At 64.8% G+C, this 18,010-nt stretch carries 14 protein-coding genes; 5 read left to right on the top strand and 9 right to left on the bottom strand.

Annotated elements, in window-relative coordinates:
- Positions 1–137: 137 nt before the first annotated feature.
- The 9 genes from whiA to AC3ENJ_RS01605 all read right to left on the bottom strand — a co-directional run bounded on the left by whiA (position 138) and on the right by AC3ENJ_RS01605 (position 12,177).
- Complete coding sequence (gene whiA / locus AC3ENJ_RS01645; RefSeq protein WP_431812845.1) at positions 138–1,124, bottom strand: DNA-binding protein WhiA; 987 nt, start codon at positions 1,122–1,124, stop codon at positions 138–140.
- Positions 1,125–1,177: 53 nt separating this feature from the next.
- Positions 1,178–2,251 (bottom strand): gluconeogenesis factor YvcK family protein, encoded by a 1,074-nt coding sequence (locus AC3ENJ_RS01640; protein WP_190780326.1) that lies wholly within the window; start codon positions 2,249–2,251, stop codon positions 1,178–1,180.
- Positions 2,252–2,287: 36 nt separating this feature from the next.
- On the bottom strand, positions 2,288–3,211 hold the full coding sequence (rapZ, locus tag AC3ENJ_RS01635) for an RNase adapter RapZ (protein ID WP_190780325.1): 924 nt from the start codon (positions 3,209–3,211) through the stop codon (positions 2,288–2,290).
- A gap of 60 nt (positions 3,212–3,271) precedes the next feature.
- Positions 3,272–5,335: an excinuclease ABC subunit UvrC gene (gene uvrC / locus AC3ENJ_RS01630; RefSeq protein ID WP_431812844.1), complete on the bottom strand. Its 2,064-nt coding sequence runs from the start codon at positions 5,333–5,335 to the stop codon at positions 3,272–3,274.
- Positions 5,328–6,014, bottom strand: a complete 687-nt coding sequence (locus AC3ENJ_RS01625; RefSeq protein WP_431812843.1) for a lysophospholipid acyltransferase family protein — start codon at positions 6,012–6,014, stop codon at positions 5,328–5,330. Before AC3ENJ_RS01625 ends, uvrC begins: the two co-directional genes overlap by 8 nt.
- Positions 6,007–6,720, bottom strand: coding sequence for an HAD hydrolase-like protein (locus tag AC3ENJ_RS01620; RefSeq protein WP_431812842.1), 714 nt, complete (start codon positions 6,718–6,720; stop codon positions 6,007–6,009). The genes AC3ENJ_RS01625 and AC3ENJ_RS01620 overlap by 8 nt, the downstream gene beginning before the upstream one ends.
- A 27-nt stretch (positions 6,721–6,747) precedes the next feature.
- A complete protein-coding gene (gene uvrA / locus AC3ENJ_RS01615) occupies positions 6,748–9,741 on the bottom strand; it encodes an excinuclease ABC subunit UvrA (protein WP_431812841.1) in 2,994 nt (997 codons plus the stop codon).
- Positions 9,742–9,838: 97 nt separating this feature from the next.
- On the bottom strand, positions 9,839–11,626 hold the full coding sequence (locus AC3ENJ_RS01610) for an MDR family MFS transporter (RefSeq protein ID WP_431812840.1): 1,788 nt from the start codon (positions 11,624–11,626) through the stop codon (positions 9,839–9,841).
- Positions 11,623–12,177, bottom strand: a complete 555-nt coding sequence (locus AC3ENJ_RS01605; RefSeq protein ID WP_431812839.1) for a MarR family winged helix-turn-helix transcriptional regulator — start codon at positions 12,175–12,177, stop codon at positions 11,623–11,625. The genes AC3ENJ_RS01610 and AC3ENJ_RS01605 overlap by 4 nt, the downstream gene beginning before the upstream one ends.
- A 233-nt stretch (positions 12,178–12,410) precedes the next feature.
- On the opposite strand from AC3ENJ_RS01605, the gene AC3ENJ_RS01600 reads away from it, so the two are divergent.
- The 5 genes from AC3ENJ_RS01600 (at position 12,411) to AC3ENJ_RS01580 (ending at position 17,928) form a co-directional block, all read left to right on the top strand.
- Positions 12,411–13,067: an MBL fold metallo-hydrolase gene (locus AC3ENJ_RS01600; protein WP_431812838.1), complete on the top strand. Its 657-nt coding sequence runs from the start codon at positions 12,411–12,413 to the stop codon at positions 13,065–13,067.
- Positions 13,064–14,074, top strand: coding sequence for a bile acid:sodium symporter family protein (locus tag AC3ENJ_RS01595; RefSeq protein ID WP_431812837.1), 1,011 nt, complete (start codon positions 13,064–13,066; stop codon positions 14,072–14,074). The genes AC3ENJ_RS01600 and AC3ENJ_RS01595 overlap by 4 nt, the downstream gene beginning before the upstream one ends.
- A 45-nt stretch (positions 14,075–14,119) precedes the next feature.
- Positions 14,120–16,735, top strand: coding sequence for a DEAD/DEAH box helicase (locus tag AC3ENJ_RS01590; protein ID WP_431812836.1), 2,616 nt, complete (start codon positions 14,120–14,122; stop codon positions 16,733–16,735).
- A gap of 90 nt (positions 16,736–16,825) precedes the next feature.
- Positions 16,826–17,425: a hypothetical protein gene (locus AC3ENJ_RS01585; protein WP_431812835.1), complete on the top strand. Its 600-nt coding sequence runs from the start codon at positions 16,826–16,828 to the stop codon at positions 17,423–17,425.
- Positions 17,422–17,928, top strand: a complete 507-nt coding sequence (locus AC3ENJ_RS01580; RefSeq protein ID WP_190807224.1) for a hypothetical protein — start codon at positions 17,422–17,424, stop codon at positions 17,926–17,928. The genes AC3ENJ_RS01585 and AC3ENJ_RS01580 overlap by 4 nt, the downstream gene beginning before the upstream one ends.
- Positions 17,929–18,010 lie beyond the last annotated feature (82 nt).

Genomic DNA, 18,010 nt, shown 5'->3' with positions numbered 1-18,010 from the left:
CCCGATGTGTTCTACCACGACCATTCTATCGAGATACCGGGATGTTTGACAGTGCATCCCCGGATTTTTGAACGCTGAGCGCGATCAATTCCCACATAAACCCACAATAACGTGCCGTTCTCGACCGTGTGCTACGGTCACCGCCGCTGCGGCAGCCCCGCGGTCGCTGCGAATTCGCTCGTATTGGGGACTCCCAGGTCCTCGGCGCGGCGGTCCGCCATGGCAAGCAGACGCCTGATCCGCCCGGCAATCGCGTCCTTGGTGAGCGGGGGGTCCGACAACCGGCCCAGTTCGTCAAGACTCGCCTGCTTATTGGCCACCCGCAGCTTTCCCGCCGCGCGCAGGTGTTCGGGAGCCTCTTCACCGAGGAGTTCGAGAGCTCGCTCCACCTTGGCACCGGCGGTCACTGCGGCCTGTGCGGAGCGGCGCAGGTTCGCGTCGTCGAAATTCGCGAGCCGGTTCGCGGTCGCGCGAACCTCCTTGCGCATGCGGCGATCCTCCCACTGCAGGAGGTTCTGATGCGCGCCCATGCGGGTCAACAGCGCGGCAATCGTGTCACCGTCCCGGACGACCACGCGGTCGATTCCGCGCACCTGCCGGGCCTTGGCCAGGACATCCAGACGGCGCGCCGCCCCTACCAGGGCAAGGGCCGCTTCGGTTCCGGGGCACGTGAATTCCATGGCTGCTGCTCTGCCCGGTTCGGTCAGCGACCCGTGGGCGAGGAACGCGCCGCGAATCACTGCCGCGGCGTCCTCCACGGTCCCGTTCACGACCGAGGGTGGCAGGCCCCGCACGGGCCGGCCATGAGCGTCCAACAGGCCGGTCCTGCGGGCCAGGGCCTCACCGTCCCGGGCGACCCGCACGATCCAGGTCCTGTCCCGACGCAGCCCGTTGCCGGTCATCACACCCAGTTCCGTGCTGTGGCCGTAGACCTCAGTGATGGCGTGCGCTGTACGGCGCGCGGCGGCCTCGGTATCCAGCTCCGCCTCGATCACGATTCTGCCGCCCACAATATGCAGCCCACTCGCGAAACGCAGTAGCGCGGAGAGCTCCGCGCCGCGAACCGAGGACTTCTTGACCTGCAAGTGTGCAAGCTCGTCTTTGACCGATGCGGTCAATGCCATGGGGGACGTCTCCTTCGAGTGATCGATGAACGGGGCTCCGATGTGAGCGGGGCTCAGCCGTCCGCCTTCATAATTTTTTGGTAGGCCGCAGCCAGCTTGAAGTGGTTGTGGACCGCCGAGCCGTCGTTGTCCCGCAGATCCGCCCAGTGCACCGTGGCACCCAACTGGGCCGCGGCGAATTCGACGTCGTGCGGGGACTCGGCCGCGGTGGGATCCGCGAGTACGGCATCCAGGCGCAGCTCGGGCGCGTAACGGGCGAGCACCCGCAAGTGGTCCGCGGCGCTCATCCCGAGAGTCTCGGAATCACGGGACAGGTTCAGGGTGACCAAGCGCTTGGCCGGGGACTTGCAGATCGCGTCACGCAACCCGGGCAGGAGCAGGTGCGGCAACACGGAGGTGTGCCACGAGCCCGGACCCAGCACCACCCACGCCGCCTGGTTGATGGCCGAGACCGCCTCGGGGCAGGCCTGGGCATCGTGCGGGTGGATCCTTACGTTGCACACGTCCGCTTGCTTGGCGAGAAGCGACTGCCCCGTGATGGTTCGGGTAATCATCTCCGGTGGGCAAGGTTTGGTCGGATCCGAGTTGGGTGCGATGTCGCCCTCGATCACGAGCGGCTCGCGGGACATCGGGAGCACCTGTCCCCTGGCGCCCAGCAGGGCTCCGGCCCAGCGCAGCCCGTCAACGGGGTCGTCCAACAGCTCCCACAGGGTCACGATCAGAAGGTTCCCCAGCGCGTGATTGTCCAGGCCCTCATGGGGGTGGCTGGCATTGCTGAAGCGATGCTGCATCACGTCGCGCCAGGTGCGGCCCCATTGCGAGTCATCGCACAGCGCGGCAAGTGCCATGCGGAGATCACCGGGAGGCAGCACGTTCATTTCATTGCGCAACCGGCCAGACGATCCGCCATCGTCCGCGACCGTGACCACGGCCGTGACAGCTGGGGCGAGCAGGCGGAGCGCGGACAGACTCGCGGACAGCCCGTGCCCGCCGCCCAGGGCGACCACCGAATCGGCGTCGGAAATACCTTCACGCGCCGCGGGGTCCAGCGAATGATACGGGTCGACGTCGCGCCGGGTGCTCAAGGGCAGCCTGGGCAACGCGCCGGTCGAGGGAAAGTTACTCATAGTGGTCCGTTGGGGTCTAGGACTCCGGGTCTGCGGCTACTCGCGCCCCAGGTCTCGGTGTTGGATGTTGACGGTAACGCGCGGGAATTTGCTGAGTCGCTTGGCAATGTCCTCGGTGACCGCCACGGAGCGATGCTTACCTCCCGTGCAGCCGATCGCGACGGTTGCGTAGTGCTTGTTCTCCGTGCGATAGCCGGCCAACACCGGCTCGAGCATGGCCACGAAGCGGTCCACGAATGTGGCGGTGTCCGCGTGTCCGAACACGTAGTCCCGCACTTCGGGATCTTTGCCGGTGCGCGGACGTAGCGCCGGGACCCAGTGCGGGTTGGGAATGAAACGCACGTCGGACACGAAGTTCGCATCCGCGGGTACGCCGTATTTGAAGCCGAAACTCATCACGGTCAGGCGCAGCACCACGGGACCGTTGGTGGAGAACATGTCGGCCACCGCACGCGTGAGGGCGTGCACGTTGAACGAGGACGTGTCCAACACGGAATCGGAGGACTCTCGAAGATCCCGGAGCAAGGATCGCTCTGCCTTGATGCCGTCCAGGATCCGACCACCGGCTTGCAGCGGGTGGGGCCTGCGCTGATGTTCGTAGCGGGAGACCAGCACCTCGTCCGAGGCGTCCAGGAACAGGACGGAGAACTCCACGCCGGAGTTCTCCAGTGCCGCGAGCGTCTCGCGCATGTCGTTGAACAGGGCCTTGCCGCGCACGTCGATGACCACGGCCAGTTTGGGCAGGGTCTCCGGGGTGCGTGCCACCAGATCCGCCAATGTGCTGAGCATTTGCGGTGGCAGATTGTCCACCACGTACCAGCCCAGGTCCTCCAGCGCATTGGCCGCCGTGGAGCGGCCCGCACCGGACATGCCGGTGACGATCAGAAGTTCGGAGGTGGGGGGTTTAACCGGTTGCAGTTGGGGGGTGGGGGAATCCGACTCGGGAGTTGGATTACTCATGTCCGTCTGCGCCGCCTGACTGTTTGCCTGCAATGGGTCCGCTTCCAGGGTAGTCCAGTTTCAATCGAGCAGTTCCCCCGTCCCCACGTCCAGGCCCGCCGACGGCGCTTGCCCGCCTCCCAATGCGGCCACCACGCGTTCGGCGAGACCGGGCCCGAAACCCTTGACGTGTGCGATCTCCTCCACGGTTGCCGCGCGGATTTTCTTGACGGAACCGAAGTGTTTCATGAGGGCCTTGTGCTTGGCGGGGCCCAGCCCCGGCACGGCATCCAGGGCGGAGACGGTCATGGACTTGGAGCGCTTCTCGCGGTGGAACGTGATCGCGAACCGGTGGGCTTCATCGCGTACCCGCTGCAACAGGTACAGGCCCTCGGACGCGCGGGGCAGGATGAGCGGGAACTCGTCGTCCGGCAGCCACACTTCTTCAAGTCGCTTGGCCAGGCCCACCACGTACACGTCCGTGACTCCCAGATCGCCCAGGGCGCGCTGGGCGGCCGCCACCTGGGGCGGCCCGCCGTCCACGATCACCAGGTTGGGCGGGTACGCGAAGACCCGGCCGTTGTCCTCTTCGGCCTGTTCCGCGGTGACTTCGCCGGTGGTTACGCCGCGTTCGGCTGCCTTGCGCTGCTGTTCGAGGTGGCGGGTGAAACGGCGGTGGATCACGTCGTACATCGAGGCGGTGTCATCCCGGGCGGCATCACCGGTAATGGCGAACTTCCGGTACTCCCCCTTGCGCGGCAGACCGTCCTCGAAGACGACCATGGATGCCACCACGTTGGTGCCCTGCACATGGGAGATGTCATAGCACTCGATGCGCATGAGGGCATCGGGGAGATCCAGAGCTTCCTGGAGTTGTTGCAGTGAGGCGGAGCGTGTGGTGAGATCTCCCGCTCGGCGGGACTTGTGCAGTGCCAGCGCCTGACGGGCGTTTTCCCCCACCGTTTCCAACAATTGCGCCTTGTCACCGCGCTGCGGCACGGAAATGGTGACCCGGGACCCGCGGAGCTCGCTGAGCCAGTTCTCCAGATCGCCGGCTTGTTCCGGTTGTGTGGAGACGTAGACCGTGCGGGGAACGGTGTCCTGCCGGTAGGCCAATTCTGCCGTTCGGCGATGTTTGGCCACGGTGTCCTGGCTGCCCTGCTGCGTGGCCTTCCTCCCCCGTCGCTGAGTGGGATTCAGCTCCGCGGTTGCCTCACCGTAGGCCTGTTGCAGGAGGTGTTCGACCAGTTCCGCGGTGGAGACTTCTTCCACCTTTTCGGTGATCCACCCGCGTTGGCCGCGGATCCTTCCGCCGCGCACGTAGAACACCTGCACGGCGGCTTCGAGTTCATCCTCTGCGAGGGCGAAGAAGTCCGCGTCCGTGCTGTCGGCGAGCACCACGGTGTTGCGTTCAAAGGCCTTCTCCAGCGCCACCACGTCATCACGGCGGGCCGCCGCCGTCTCGAAATCCATCCGCTCCGACGCTTCTTGCATTTGACGGCCGAGTTCCCGAATGTAGGGTTTGGCGTGTCCTGACATGAAACGGCACAGGTCCTCGGCCAGCGCCCGGTGGTCCTCCCGGGAAATGGTGCCCACGCACGGCGCCGAGCACTTGTCGATGTGGGCGAGCAGGCACGGCCGCCCCGTGCGCTCGGCACGCTGGAACACACCCTTGGTGCACGTGCGCACGGGGAACACCCGCAACAGGGCGTCGAGGGTTTCTCGAATGGCCCACGCTTGCGAATACGGGCCGAAGTACCGGTTGCCCGGTTTCTTGTCGCCTCGCATGACCATGGCGCGGGGAACAGCCTCGACCATGGTGATCGCCAGGTAAGGGTAGGACTTGTCGTCCCGGTAGGCGATGTTGAAACGCGGGGAGAACTCCTTGATCCACGTGTATTCGAGCTGCAGGGATTCGAATTCGGATCCCACCACGGTCCATTGCACGGCCGCCGCCGTGGTCACCATGGCTCGAGTTTTGGGTGAGAGTTGATGCAGCGGAGCGAAGTACGACGACACCCGGTTCCGCAGGTTCTTGGCCTTGCCCACGTAAATCACACGGCCGTGCTCGTCCCGAAAGCGGTACACCCCGGGATTGGTGGGGATGTCCTGACGAGCCGGCTTGTAGCTCACCGGATCAGCCATGACCGGAATCCTTCTCCGCGGACGGCGACTGGTTATAGGTGTCCTTGCGCGGTTGGCCGGACAATTCCGCGATGGCGTCCATGACCTGCTCCGTGAGTTCTTTGCGCATGCGCCCGTTGTGCTGGGGTCCCGTCCTGGGTACCTCGATCGGTTGTCCCATGTGCAGTTCGAAACGCGCGGGACGGATCATGGTGGAACCAGGCGGCTGCAATCGTTGGGTTCCCACGAGGCCCACGGGTACCACGGGAGCTCCTGTCATGTAAGCGAGGTAGGCCACCCCGTTGCGGCCCCGGTACAGGTAACCGTCACGGGACCGGGTGCCCTCGGGATAAATGCCGAAGATGTTGCCCTGCTCCAGGTGCTCGAGGGCGGGGGCCAGCGCCGCGACCGAGTCGCCCTGTTGTCCGCGCTCCACGGGGATGATGTCGATCATTTCGAAGAGCTCGCGCATGATACGTCCCTTGATGCCCGGGGTCTTGAGGTACTCGGCCTTGGCAATGAACTTCACCCGGCGGGGCATCATGACGGAGAGAATGACGGAATCAAGGAACGAAAGGTGATTGGACGCGATGATCACGGGCCCGTGATCCGGTATATTCTCCGTGCCCGTCACGATGGGCCGGCACAGTGCCTTGAAGACGGTGGTCACCGATGTTTGCAACAATCGATAGTTATCCATGCTCCGACTGCCCCTCCGCGGAATCGTTGTACCGATCAGTCCATGCTGCCAGCCCGGCGGGAGCACCGACCACCGCCACACACAGTGCGTCGAGTTCACCCGGTTGACCGAAACCCCAGCCGGCACCAATGCAGTCCAGGCCGTGCGCGTGAGCGCCCTCGGCATCATAACTGCGGTCACCGATCATGACCGTGCGTCCGGAATCGGGGGTGGACAGGCCGAGTCGACGCAGCGCCTCTCCGATGATCTCGGGCTTGTCGTGCAGGGACACACGGCCGTCCTTGGGTCGAGCGAGATCATCCGCGGCACCGCTCACGGTGTCGAAGTACTCGCCCAGGCCGAATCGTTCGACCACCTCAACGGCAATCCGTTCGGGCTTCTGGGTGGCCACGACCTGGCGAACACCCAGGGTACGCAACCGGCCCAGTTCCTTCTCGATACCCGGATAGACGCGCGTTCGCTGCAGCCCTTCCGTGAGGTAGCCCGCTCGGTACACCGAGATCACCTGCGGAATCTGATCCTCCGGAACGTCCGTGAAGTGCCGCAGCGACTCACCGATCGGCGGACCCACAAAACGCTCCAGATTCTCCGGTGCCGAAAATCCGCAGGTCCACAGGGCGTCTGCTATGCCGTCGGTGATGGCACCCGCCGGATCCAGGATGGTTCCGTCCAGGTCCCACAACACCACGGGAGTTTGAGTGATCACGGGTGCCTTCTCTCGGTTGTCGCTGGGCTACCGCTGGGCTGCGGCCCGGCGGGTCGCGGACGTTTCGAGAACCTCGGCCAGGAACTGGCCGGTGAAGCTGTCCTTGTTCTTGGCGATGTCCTCGGGGGTGCCCTCGGCGACGACCGTGCCACCGCCGGAACCGCCGTTGGGTCCCAGGTCCACCACCCAGTCCGCGGATTTCACCACGTCCAGGTTGTGTTCAATGGTCATCACGCTGTTGCCCTTGTCCACCAGCGATTGCAGCACCATGAGCAGTTTGCGGATGTCCTCGAAATGCAGGCCCGTGGTGGGTTCGTCCAACACGTAAATGGTGCGGCCGTTGGAGCGCTTCTGCAGTTCCGCGGCCAGCTTCACGCGCTGGGCCTCACCACCTGACAGTGTGGTGGCCGGTTGTCCCAACCGGACGTAACCGAGCCCCACCTCGACCAGGGTGTTGAGATAGCGGGCGATGGCCGTGAACGGTGCGAAGAACTCCGCGGCCTCCTCGATGGGCATGTCCAGGACTTCCGCAATATTCTTGCCCTTGTAGTGGACCTCCAGGGTTTCGCGGTTGTAGCGGGCGCCCTTGCAGACCTCGCACGGGACGTAGACGTCCGGCAAGAAGTTCATCTCGATCTTGAGCGTCCCGTCGCCGGAGCACGCCTCGCAGCGACCACCCTTGACGTTGAACGAGAACCGGCCCTGCTGGTAGCCGCGGATCTTGGCTTCCTGGGTGTCCGCGAACAGCTTGCGGATCCGGTCGAACACGCCCGTGTAGGTCGCCGGGTTGGAGCGCGGGGTGCGTCCGATGGGGCTCTGATCCACGTGGACCACCTTGTCCAGGTGATCCACGCCGTCGATCCGCTTGTGGCGGCCCGGAACCTGTTTGGCGCCGTTGAGCTTATTGGCCAGCGTGGTGTACAAGATGTCGTTGACAAGTGTGGACTTACCCGAACCGGAGACACCGGTCACCGAGACGAACACGCCCAGTGGGAAGTCCACGGTGAGATTCTGCAGATTGTTCTCACGCGCGCCCACCACGGTCAGCCGGCGGTTCTTGTCGATCGGACGACGCCGCTCGGGCACCTCAATCGCGCGGCGCCCGGCCAGGTAGTCCGCGGTGATGGAGTTCTTGTTCTCGAGCAGTTTCTCGTAGGTGCCCGAGTGCACCACGTGACCGCCGTGCACACCCGCGCCCGGGCCCACGTCCACGATCCAGTCGGCCTCACGAATGGTGTCCTCGTCATGTTCGACCACGATGAGCGTGTTGCCCATGTCGCGCAGCCGGGCAAGCGTTTCAATGAGTCGCCGGTTGTCGCGCTGATGCAGACCAATGGACGGCTCATCCAGCACATACAGCACACCCACCAGTCCCGCGCCGATCTGCGTGGCCAGGCGGATACGCTGGGCCTCACCGCCGGACAGGGTGGCCGCAGCGCGTTCGAGGTTGAGGTAGTCCAGGCCCACGTCGATCAAAAACGTCAGGCGAGCCACGATCTCCTTGAGCACCTGGTCACCGATCTGGGCTTCCCTGTCGGACAACTCCAGGGTCTCGAAGAACGTCAACGAGTCGCGCATGGGGAGATGAGTGGCCTGGGAAATGTTGAGCCCACCCACGGTCACACCGAGAACGGTGGGGTTCAGACGCGCGCCGTCGCACGTGGGACACGCAACCTGCCGCATGTACTGCTCATAGCGGTCCTTGGCGTGATCGGACTCGGTTTCCTCGTGCTTGCGTTTGATGTACCCGAACACACCCTCGAAACCCTGCGTGTAACGGCGTTCCCTGCCCCAACGGTTCTTGTAGGCAACCGTGACCTTATAGTCCTTGCCGTTGAGCACGGCTTTCTTCGCCTTGGCCGGGAGCTCCTGCCAGGGGGTCAGTAAATCGAAGCCGACCTCTTCGGCCAGTCCCGCCAGCAGGCGATTCCAGTAGTCGCTGGTGGCTTTGCCCAGCGACCACGGTGCGATGGCTCCCTCGATGATGGACAAATCCGGGTCCGGCACCACCAGGCTCTCGTCCACCTCCAGGCGTGAGCCGATGCCGTCACATTCGGGGCATGCGCCGAAGGGGGCATTGAAGGAAAACGACCGGGGTTCGATCTCGTCCGTCTGTAGCGTGTGCTCATTGGGGCACGCCAGGTGTTCGGAGAACATGCGGCTGTTACCGGCCCACGGAGTGTCCTCACCCTCGCGCGGCACCACCTCGATGACCACGCGGCCCTCGGCCAGGTTCAGAGCGGTTTCCACCGAATCGGTGAGCCGCTGCCGGGCCTCGGCCTTGACCGTGAGACGGTCCACCACCACATCAATGGTGTGTTTGTACTGCTTCTTGAGCTTGGGGGGATCATCCAGCGTCACGGTGTCCCCGTCCACGACAGCGCGGGAGAAACCCTGGGTGCTGAGCTGCTGGAACAGGTCCACGAACTCACCCTTGCGGCCCTTGACCACGGGCGCGAGCACCATGAATCGGGTCCGCTCGGGCAGTTCGAGCAGCTGGTCCACGATCTGCTGGGGGGTCTGCTTGGTGATGGGCTCACCGCACACGGGACAGTGCGGGTGCCCGATGCGGGCCCACAACAACCGCATGTAGTCGTAGATCTCGGTAATGGTGCCCACGGTGGATCGCGGGTTACGCGAGGTCGATTTCTGGTCAATGGACACCGCGGGTGAGAGACCCTCGATGAAATCGACGTCGGGTTTGTCCACGCGCCCCAGGAACATGCGGGCATAGGAGGACAGCGATTCCACGTAGCGGCGCTGGCCCTCGGCAAAAATGGTGTCGAACGCGAGCGACGACTTACCGGAACCGGACAGGCCCGTGAACACCACCATGGAGTCACGGGGGATGGTCAGGTCAACGTTCTTGAGGTTGTGCTCGCGGGCGCCCTGGACCACGATCTCGGTCAGGTCGGACGCCCCGGAGGCCCTCAGCGTGGGTGCGTGATCGGACGCGACCTGCTGGGCAAGAACGGAGGAGGAGTAGTTTTTTGCGGGGGCTTCGCGGGTTTGCTCGGACACGGCAGTCACTCTATTACTCACCTCAGACATGCAGCGCTGAGCGAGGGGGAATCCTCGCTCAGCGCAACGATCGACGAACTTCTATTCTCTCAGGACATCATTTCGCGTGCCGACCCCGGCCCGCCCGGCGGGAGCCCGAGGGGCCACCCTCTCGGGTGGCGGAGGCGGCGTCGTCGGCCGCGGCGTCCTCGACGGGCGTGCGGCGCAAACCCGAGGCGCGCGGGTCCACGACCGGCAGTGAACCCGTCTGGGCACTCTGCATGCGCAGGCCGGCGGCCTCCACCCGGTCCACACGCTTGGAGACCACGGACAGCTCGCCCGTTTCAGGATCGACCTCCACGACGTCCACGGTGGTGCGCAGCGGGATCTCCTTCATGAGCAGCACGCACGCCAGCGTGACGACGGAGGCAATGGCCGCGATCAGGAACAGCAGTCCCGTGCCCGAGCCGTAGGCCGAGCGCAGGGCCTCCTCCGCGGCCGGGGGCAGACCGGACATGTCGATCGAGGCGGCGTCGCCCATTTGGGACGGGTCCACATTGTGTTCGCGAGCGAACGACTCCATGGAGCTGGTCAGGTGGCGCGTGAGTACGGCACCGAACAGCGACACCGCCAAGGCGCCGCCCACGGTGCGGAAGAAGGCGACGCCGGACGAGGCCGCGCCCATGTCTTTGAGACCCACCGTGTTCTGAACCGCCAGGATCAGGTTCTGGTTGAGCGTTCCCACGCCCAGGCCCACCAGGCAGATGAAGATGCCCACGAGCCATACCGGGGTCGTGTGGGTGAGTGTGGCGGCGGAGAACAGACCGGCTCCCAGGATCACGGTGCCCACAACGAGGATCCGCTTCCACCTGCCGAACTTCGTGATCAGTTGACCCGCCACCATGGACCCGACGAACGAGCCGAGCACCTGCGGCAGCATGAGCAGACCGGACTCGGTGGGCGTGAACCCCTGACCCAGCTGGAAATACTGGCCGAGGTACGTGGTGGAGGCGAACATGGCAGCGCCGGTGGCAATGGCGGCAATGGTGGCCAGCACGGTGGTGCGTTCGGTCATGACGTTCAGCGGCATCACGGGTTCGGGAACGCGGCGCTCCACGAGCACGAACAGCGCGGCCGCCACCAGGGTGAGCGCCACCAGGCCCAGGGACTGCCATGACGCCCAGTCGAAGAGCTTGCCGGCGAAGGACACCCAGAGCACGAGCGCCGAGGTCCCGATGGCCAGCAGCGCCATGCCACCCAGGTCGATGAGGGGCTTGCGTTCCTGTTCACGCGGGGGGATGTGCAGGGTCTTGATGATCAGCCCGGCGGCCAGGATGGACAGCGGCACGGGAATCAGGAAGCACCAGCGCCAGCCGAAGAGGTCCACGATCAAACCGCCCAGCAGCGGGCCGAGGGAGGTGGCCACGGCCATGACCGCGCCCATGTAACCGGCGTAGCGACCGCGCTCTCGCGGCGGGATGATGGTGCCCAGAATCGTCTGGGCGAGCGCCATGAGACCGCCCATCCCGATGCCCTGGATGACGCGGGCCATCACCAACATGCTGATCGAGGTGGACAAACCGGCGGCCCCCGAGCCGAGCACGAAGATCAGGATGGCCAGGAGCAACAGCTTTTTCTTGTCGAAGAGGTCCGCCAACTTGCCGAAAATGGGGGTGAAAACGGCGTTGGCCAGCAGGGTTCCCGTCACGGTCCACGACAGTGCGGTTTGATCGCCACCCAGATCCGCCATGATCACGGGCAGGGCGGTTCCGATGATGGTCAGCGTGACCATGGCCATGAAGAATGCGGCCAGGATGCCCGTGAGTGCCCGCAGGACGTTGCGGTGTTCCGCGTCCCGGGTCTCTTGGTCCCTTCGGTCCGCAGACGATGCGTCGACTGCTGTCATTGAACGGAGTCCTCCAGACGGTGTGCCGTCTCAGTAGTAGTGATCTGTGATGTTGTCTCGCGTGGACCTTCCGGGTCGACCCGGGGCATGCACGTGGTCATGCGTTCCAGGCCCAGAGAGGTCAGAAAAATCTCGGTCAGGCGATTCAGGTCTTCTCGGGTGCGAGCGGCGTCGGCTTCGCTCAGGGCGCCGAGGCGCTCAATGAGTCGTTGCGTGTCCGACTCCAGGTAGTCGGCCACCGCAGTGCGGCCCGGCTCGGTGATCTGCACCAGTTGTGCCCGGCCGTCTTCCGGATCCGGGGTTCGTTCGACGAAGCCGAGTTTCTCCAAATGGCTCAGCTGCCGGCTCATGACCGAGGCACCCAGCCCGGACTCCGCACCGATGTCCTTGGCGCGCCGGGCGGGCACGGACGCCAAGTGGCTCAGCAGGCTCAACTGCACCACCGACAACTCCCGCTCGGCAATGGATACCTTGAGGACCCTTCGCATGACGCGCTGTAGCTCGAACAGTTCTCGAACCAGCGCTGAGGCGGTCTCTTGAGAAACGCTCATGGTCTCCCCCGGGTGAAAATTGGTCGGTGGTGTCAGTGCAAAAGCCGACTGCGGCGGGGTCGCTCAGCCCACGGCGCCACCTGGAACAGTTGCTTGCAACATGCAACTATATGACGCGATTTGTAGGCTGTCTAACTATTTTGAGGTGCGTTCCGTCACGGTGACTGAATACGGTGCTTGCAACGGAGGGGCGCCATTGGATCCGCCGCCGGAAGTGGGCCTACACTCGTGGCATGATCGCCACCCAGACCGAGGTAATCGAGCTTTCTGAGATCACCATCCGACGCATCTCAGTCAGCGACATGGACAACAATGTCTACCTCCTGACATCGAAGGAACACGGCACCCAGGTGCTCATCGACGCCGCGGACGACGCCCGCGCCATCGCGGGTATGGTCGCCGCCGGCTCCACCGACTGCACCGATTGGGCCAACCTCCAGCTCATCATCACCACGCACTCGCACTGGGATCATGTGCGAGCCCTCGGCAGCGTGGCCTCGCACTCCGAAGCCATGACCGCATGCGGCGCCGCCGATGAGGACGACATCGACGTCCCCATGGACCTCACGTTCAGTGACGGGGACACCGCCGAACTGGACGGTTTCGAACTCGAGGTCATTGAACTGCGCGGGCACACCCCCGGTTCCATTGCCCTGGCATACCGGGACCCCAAGGGGCCGGACCATATTTTCTCCGGTGATTCCTTGTTCCCGGGCGGCCTGGGTAAGACCAACTCCCCGGAGGACTTCCAACAGCTCTACCAGGACGTCACCGAGCGGATTTTCGATCGCTTCCAGGACGACACCATCGTGCACCCCGGTCACGGTAAGTCCACGACCCTCGGGGCCGAACGTCCGCACCTTGAGGAGTGGAGGCAGCGCGGTTGGTGAGTTCCCCGCAGCCGCCAGGTGATCCCGCGCCCGCCGCCGCAGACCGCGCCGCCTACACGGCGGTTCTGGTCTTCCCCGTACTGATTCTTGCCGGTGGCGCCGCGGGATACTTCTTTGCCCCCACCGTGCAGTTGGCCTCCGGGTGGGTCAACACCCTGTTGGGTCTGGTCATGTTCGGTATGGGTCTGACCCTGCGCCCCGTGGATTTCGCGCTCGTTGCCAAGCGCCCGGTGCCCATTATCGTGGGCGTGGCCGCGCAGTACATCGTGATGCCGCTCTTGGCGTTGTTCGTGTCCTGGATGCTGCACTTGCCACCGGAACTGGCGGCGGGTGTGATCCTGGTCGGCTGCGCACCGGGCGGCACCGCGTCCAACGTGGTGTCCTACCTCGCTCGGGGAGACGTGGCGGTGTCGGTCACCATGACATCCATATCCACGCTGCTCGCACCGCTACTCACTCCCCTGCTCACCCTCTGGTTGGCTGGTCAGTACATGCCCCTGGACGGTCCCGCCATGGCCATGTCCATTGTGACCATCGTGTTGGTCCCGGTGCTGGCGGGACTCCTGGTGCGGTGGGCGCTGTCCCGTCTGGTGGAGCGGCTGCTTCCCGTTCTGCCGTGGGTGTCGGTCCTGGGGATCGCCACGATCGTGGCCATCGTGGTGTCCGGCTCCGCGGACCGCATTGTGCAGGCGGGCCTCCTGGTGCTGCTCGCGGTGGCCATCCACAATGTGCTCGGTTATACCCTGGGTTACCTCATCGGCCGAGCCACCGGCCAGCCCGTTCCCGTGCGCCGCACCACCGCGGTGGAGGTGGGCATGCAGAACTCGGGTCTCGCAGCCGGTTTGGCCGCGCAGTACATGTCGCCGCTGGCGGCGCTGCCCGGTGCCGTGTTCTCCGTGTGGCACAACATGTCCGGAGCGGTCCTCGCGCTGCTGTGCCGCCGCGCCGATGCGCGCGCCGCCGCACGGTCGACCCACCCCGACGACGCCGCTCGCCTCCGTTCCTGACCGGGCGGCCTATGCCTGTCGGCGCGTGCCGATAGGCTTGCGATGATGAAACTTCTGGACGCCCTGGCCCCCGAACTCTCCGCACCCGGTCACCATTACCTGCGCGGGGACTTCGCCTCCAATCCGCTCAGCGATGACGAGATCTACGAGGGGTTCCTCGGCTGGATCTCCTCGCGGGACATGGAACTCTACCCCGCCCAGGACGAGGCCGTTCTCGAAGTGGCCGGTGGTGCCAATGTCATCCTGGCCACGCCCACCGGATCCGGTAAATCCACGGTGGCGGTGGCGGCCCACTATGCGGGGCTCGCGCGGGGCCAGCGTTCCTACTACACCGCGCCCATCAAGGCGCTCGTGTCCGAGAAATTCTTTGACCTGTGCGAGATCTTCGGGGCCGAGAATGTGGGCATGGTAACTGGTGATTCCTCGGTCAATCAGGATGCCCCCATTGTGTGCTGCACAGCGGAGATCCTGGCCAACGTGGCGCTGCGTGAAGGTTCCGACGCTGACCTCGGCGTGGTCATCATGGACGAGTTCCACTTTTACTCCGACCCGCAGCGCGGGTGGGCGTGGCAGGCCCCGCTGATCGAACTCCCCCAGGCCCAGTTCGTGCTCATGAGCGCAACCCTGGGAGACGTCACCCGGATCGAGGAACGTCTCAGCGAGGTCACCGGGCGGGACACCAAACTGGTCACGTCCGCGGATCGGCCCATCCCGCTGCATTATTACTACTCCGAACGACCCATTCATGAGGAACTAGAAGAGCTGCTGAGTACACACCAGGCTCCCGTGTACGTGGTGCACTTCTCGCAGCTGCAGGCCGCGGAACAAGCCCAGAACCTGATGTCCGTGGATGTCCTCAGCAAGGAGGAAAAACAACGCATCTCGGAGCTGATCGGACAGTTCCGGTTCTCCGCGGGTTTCGGCAAGACCCTCAATCGCCTGGTCCGCCACGGCATTGGAGTCCACCACGCGGGCATGTTGCCCAAGTACCGGCGGCTGGTCGAGCAACTCGCCCAGACCGGACTGCTCAAGGTCATTTGTGGTACGGACACCCTGGGCGTGGGCATCAACGTGCCCATTCGCACGGTGCTGATCACCGCACTGTCAAAATTCGACGGCGAACGCACACGTCGGTTGAGCGCTCGGGAGTTCCACCAGATCGCAGGCCGCGCCGGCCGCGCCGGATACGACACCGCGGGCACGGTGGTGGTTCAAGCACCCGAGCACGTGATCGAGAACGAACGGGCCATGGCCAAGGCCCGGGCCAAACACGGTGACGATCAGAAGAAACTGCGCCAGGTCACCAAGAAGAAGCCACCGCAGGGGTTCGTCTCGTGGAGCAACAAGACCTTCGACGGCCTGGTCGCCGCACAGCCGGAGCAACTGACCTCATCCTTCACCGTGACGCATTCCATGGTGTTGAACCTGCTGCAGCGACCCGGCAACAATGTGGCCGCCGGTTATCACCTGCTCAGCAACATCGATGAGACCCACGCCAGGAAGCGGACCTTGTTGAAGCAGGCTCTTGCGATTCTTCGGGAGCTGCTCCGCGCCGAGGTGGTGGTTCGGCTTCCCGAACCGGACGAGACCGGGCGCCGCTACAAGGTCACGGTGGAATTGCAGGAGAATTTCGCGCTGAACCAGCCGTTGTCCCCGTTCGCCCTGGCCGCGCTCACGATCCTGGACCCCGAATCCGAGACGTACGCGCTCGACGTCGTATCCGTGATCGAGGCGACCCTCGAGAAGCCGCGGCAGGTGCTCAACCTGCAGGAGAAAAAGGTCAAGGGCGAGGCGTTGGCCGTCATGAAAGCGGACGGCGTGGAGTACATCGAGCGGATGCGCGAACTCGATGAGATCACCTACCCCCAGCCGTTGCGTGAACTCCTGGAACAGGCCTTCGAGACCTACTCCAGTTCTTCACCGTGGGTGACCCAGTTCGAACTGTCCCCCAAGTCCGTGGTGCGCGACATGTTCGAACGCGCCATGACCTTTGGCGACTACATCCAGTTCTACGGGCTGGCCCGCTCCGAAGGCATCCTGCTGCGCTACCTCTCCGACGCGTACAAGGCGTTGCGACAGACCGTTCCCGTGGACGCCACGACCGAGACGCTGACCGATCTGATCGAGTGGCTCGGCGAAAGCATCCGTCAGACGGACAACTCCCTGCTCGACGAGTGGGAGAAGCTGGCCTCCGGGCAGGAATCTCCCATGGGCACCAGCGCGGACTCCCTGGAAGAACTTGTCGAGGAACAGCCGGAGGGCGTCACCAGGAACCCCCGGGCCTTCCGCGTGATGGTGCGCAACGCCTTGTTCCAGCGCGTGGAGCTGTTTGCCCAGGAGAAGGACAAGGTCCTGGGTGCCTTGGACGAGGCCACCGGCTGGGATCGGGACCGCTGGGCGGACGCCATGGATGCGTATTTCGACGAATACGACGACATCTACACAGATGCCCAGTCCCGTGGGCCCGCGCTGATCCGGATCAACGACAAGCCCGAGGGCCTGTCCGGTTATTGGACCGTGGCTCAGGTCTTCGACGACCCCGACGGCAATCACGACTGGGGTATCAACGCTCGCATCGATCTGGCAGCCTCCGACGAGGACGGGTTCCCCGCGGTACTCGTCGACAATGTCGGCGACATTGCGCACACGGGCCGATCCTGAAACTATGCATCTACTACTGCATAACACTTTCTTATGCAGTGTGACCCGCATCAGGTGCACGGTCGTCCGTCCGACACAGAGGAGGTATTGATGTACGCCCTGACCGTCGATCGACGCGGTTCTCGCACGGCCCCCGGCGCCCTGGCCATGAGCGAGCATCGCAATCGGTTTGATTCCGATCTCCCTCGACCCGTCCTGGGGTGGCAGATCAGCGCGGGAGACGAGCTGCAGGCTCTGTACGACACTGCGCAGGACGCCCTGACCGCAGTGCTCGCCCTGGTGGATGACCAGGACTGGCACGTGGGTCTGGGAATCGGAGCCGTGAACATGCCGCTGCCCAACAACGTCAACGAGGCCACGGGGCCGGCCTTCGTGGCCGCGCGGGAGGCCGTGACGGCGTCGAAGGACACCGGTTATCCCGCTGTGCGCGGCACAGCCTGGGCATCCCATGCCCAGGCCGTATTGACCCTGGCCAGTGCCGTACGCCAACGCCGCACGCGGGCCGCACGCGAGGCAACCGACCTGGCCGAGCAGGGACTCACGCAGCAGCAGATCGCGTCGACGCTGGGCATCGCGCAGTCGTCCGTGTCGCGGAGGTTGTCATCCGCGCTCTGGAGCCAGGAGCAAGCCACCCACCCCGCGGTGCTGACCCTCCTGCAACTGGCCGACGGCACTGCGGAGGCCTCGTGAAAATCTCCCGTATCCTCCTGGACGCCGCGCTACCGGCGTCCCTGGTGATCGTGACCGCCGTGTGGACCGTCCTGGCCGGTACCGCGCCGCGTGAATGGGCTTATCCGGCGCTGCTGATCGCCGGCACACTGTCCGGGGACCTGGCGGTCCGGTGCGTCTTCAACCTGGCGGACGTCTCCCATGAGCGGCCGACCCCCGCCCCCGACCCCTGGGACGGCGCCGAGCCACCCCCGGAGCCGGTCACACCACCGTTGCGAGGCGGTTTGGTGATCGGTTTCCTGGAACGGTCGGCCACCATTGCGTCCCTGCTGACCGGTCACGTGGCCGGTATCGGGGTGGTCGTAGCCGTAAAGGGTCTGGCCCGGTACGGGGAATTCACCAACGCGCGACAGCGCGAGCAATTCATCATCGGCACCCTGGCCTCCCTGTTGTGGGCCGGGCTGTTTGCCGCGGCAGCCCTGTGGTTCACCACCGAACCTGGCCCCTTCGCTGCCTGGCGCTAGGAACGACCGGGTACGACGTCGCCCGCGCACCTCACAGGTGCGCGGGCGACGTCGTGAGTTCCAGGGCCTGTTCAGGCCATCG

The organism is Kocuria sp. cx-455, from assembly GCF_057707085.1.
Note: the sequence above shows the minus strand (reverse complement) of the source record. Positions and strands in the feature narration are given on the sequence as shown.

Excerpts from the sequence above, each read along its gene's own strand:
- whiA (WP_431812845.1), bottom strand. The coding sequence starts at position 1,124 with ATGGCATTGACCGCATCGGTCAAAGACGAGCTTGCACACTTGCAGGTC.
- AC3ENJ_RS01640 (WP_190780326.1), bottom strand. The coding sequence starts at position 2,251 with ATGAGTAACTTTCCCTCGACCGGCGCGTTGCCCAGGCTGCCCTTGAGC.
- rapZ (WP_190780325.1), bottom strand. The coding sequence starts at position 3,211 with ATGAGTAATCCAACTCCCGAGTCGGATTCCCCCACCCCCCAACTGCAA.
- uvrC (WP_431812844.1), bottom strand. The coding sequence starts at position 5,335 with ATGGCTGATCCGGTGAGCTACAAGCCGGCTCGTCAGGACATCCCCACC.
- AC3ENJ_RS01625 (WP_431812843.1), bottom strand. The coding sequence starts at position 6,014 with ATGGATAACTATCGATTGTTGCAAACATCGGTGACCACCGTCTTCAAG.
- AC3ENJ_RS01610 (WP_431812840.1), bottom strand. The coding sequence starts at position 11,626 with ATGACAGCAGTCGACGCATCGTCTGCGGACCGAAGGGACCAAGAGACC.
- AC3ENJ_RS01605 (WP_431812839.1), bottom strand. The coding sequence starts at position 12,177 with ATGAGCGTTTCTCAAGAGACCGCCTCAGCGCTGGTTCGAGAACTGTTC.
- AC3ENJ_RS01600 (WP_431812838.1), top strand. The coding sequence starts at position 12,411 with ATGATCGCCACCCAGACCGAGGTAATCGAGCTTTCTGAGATCACCATC.
- AC3ENJ_RS01590 (WP_431812836.1), top strand. The coding sequence starts at position 14,120 with ATGAAACTTCTGGACGCCCTGGCCCCCGAACTCTCCGCACCCGGTCAC.
- AC3ENJ_RS01585 (WP_431812835.1), top strand. The coding sequence starts at position 16,826 with ATGTACGCCCTGACCGTCGATCGACGCGGTTCTCGCACGGCCCCCGGC.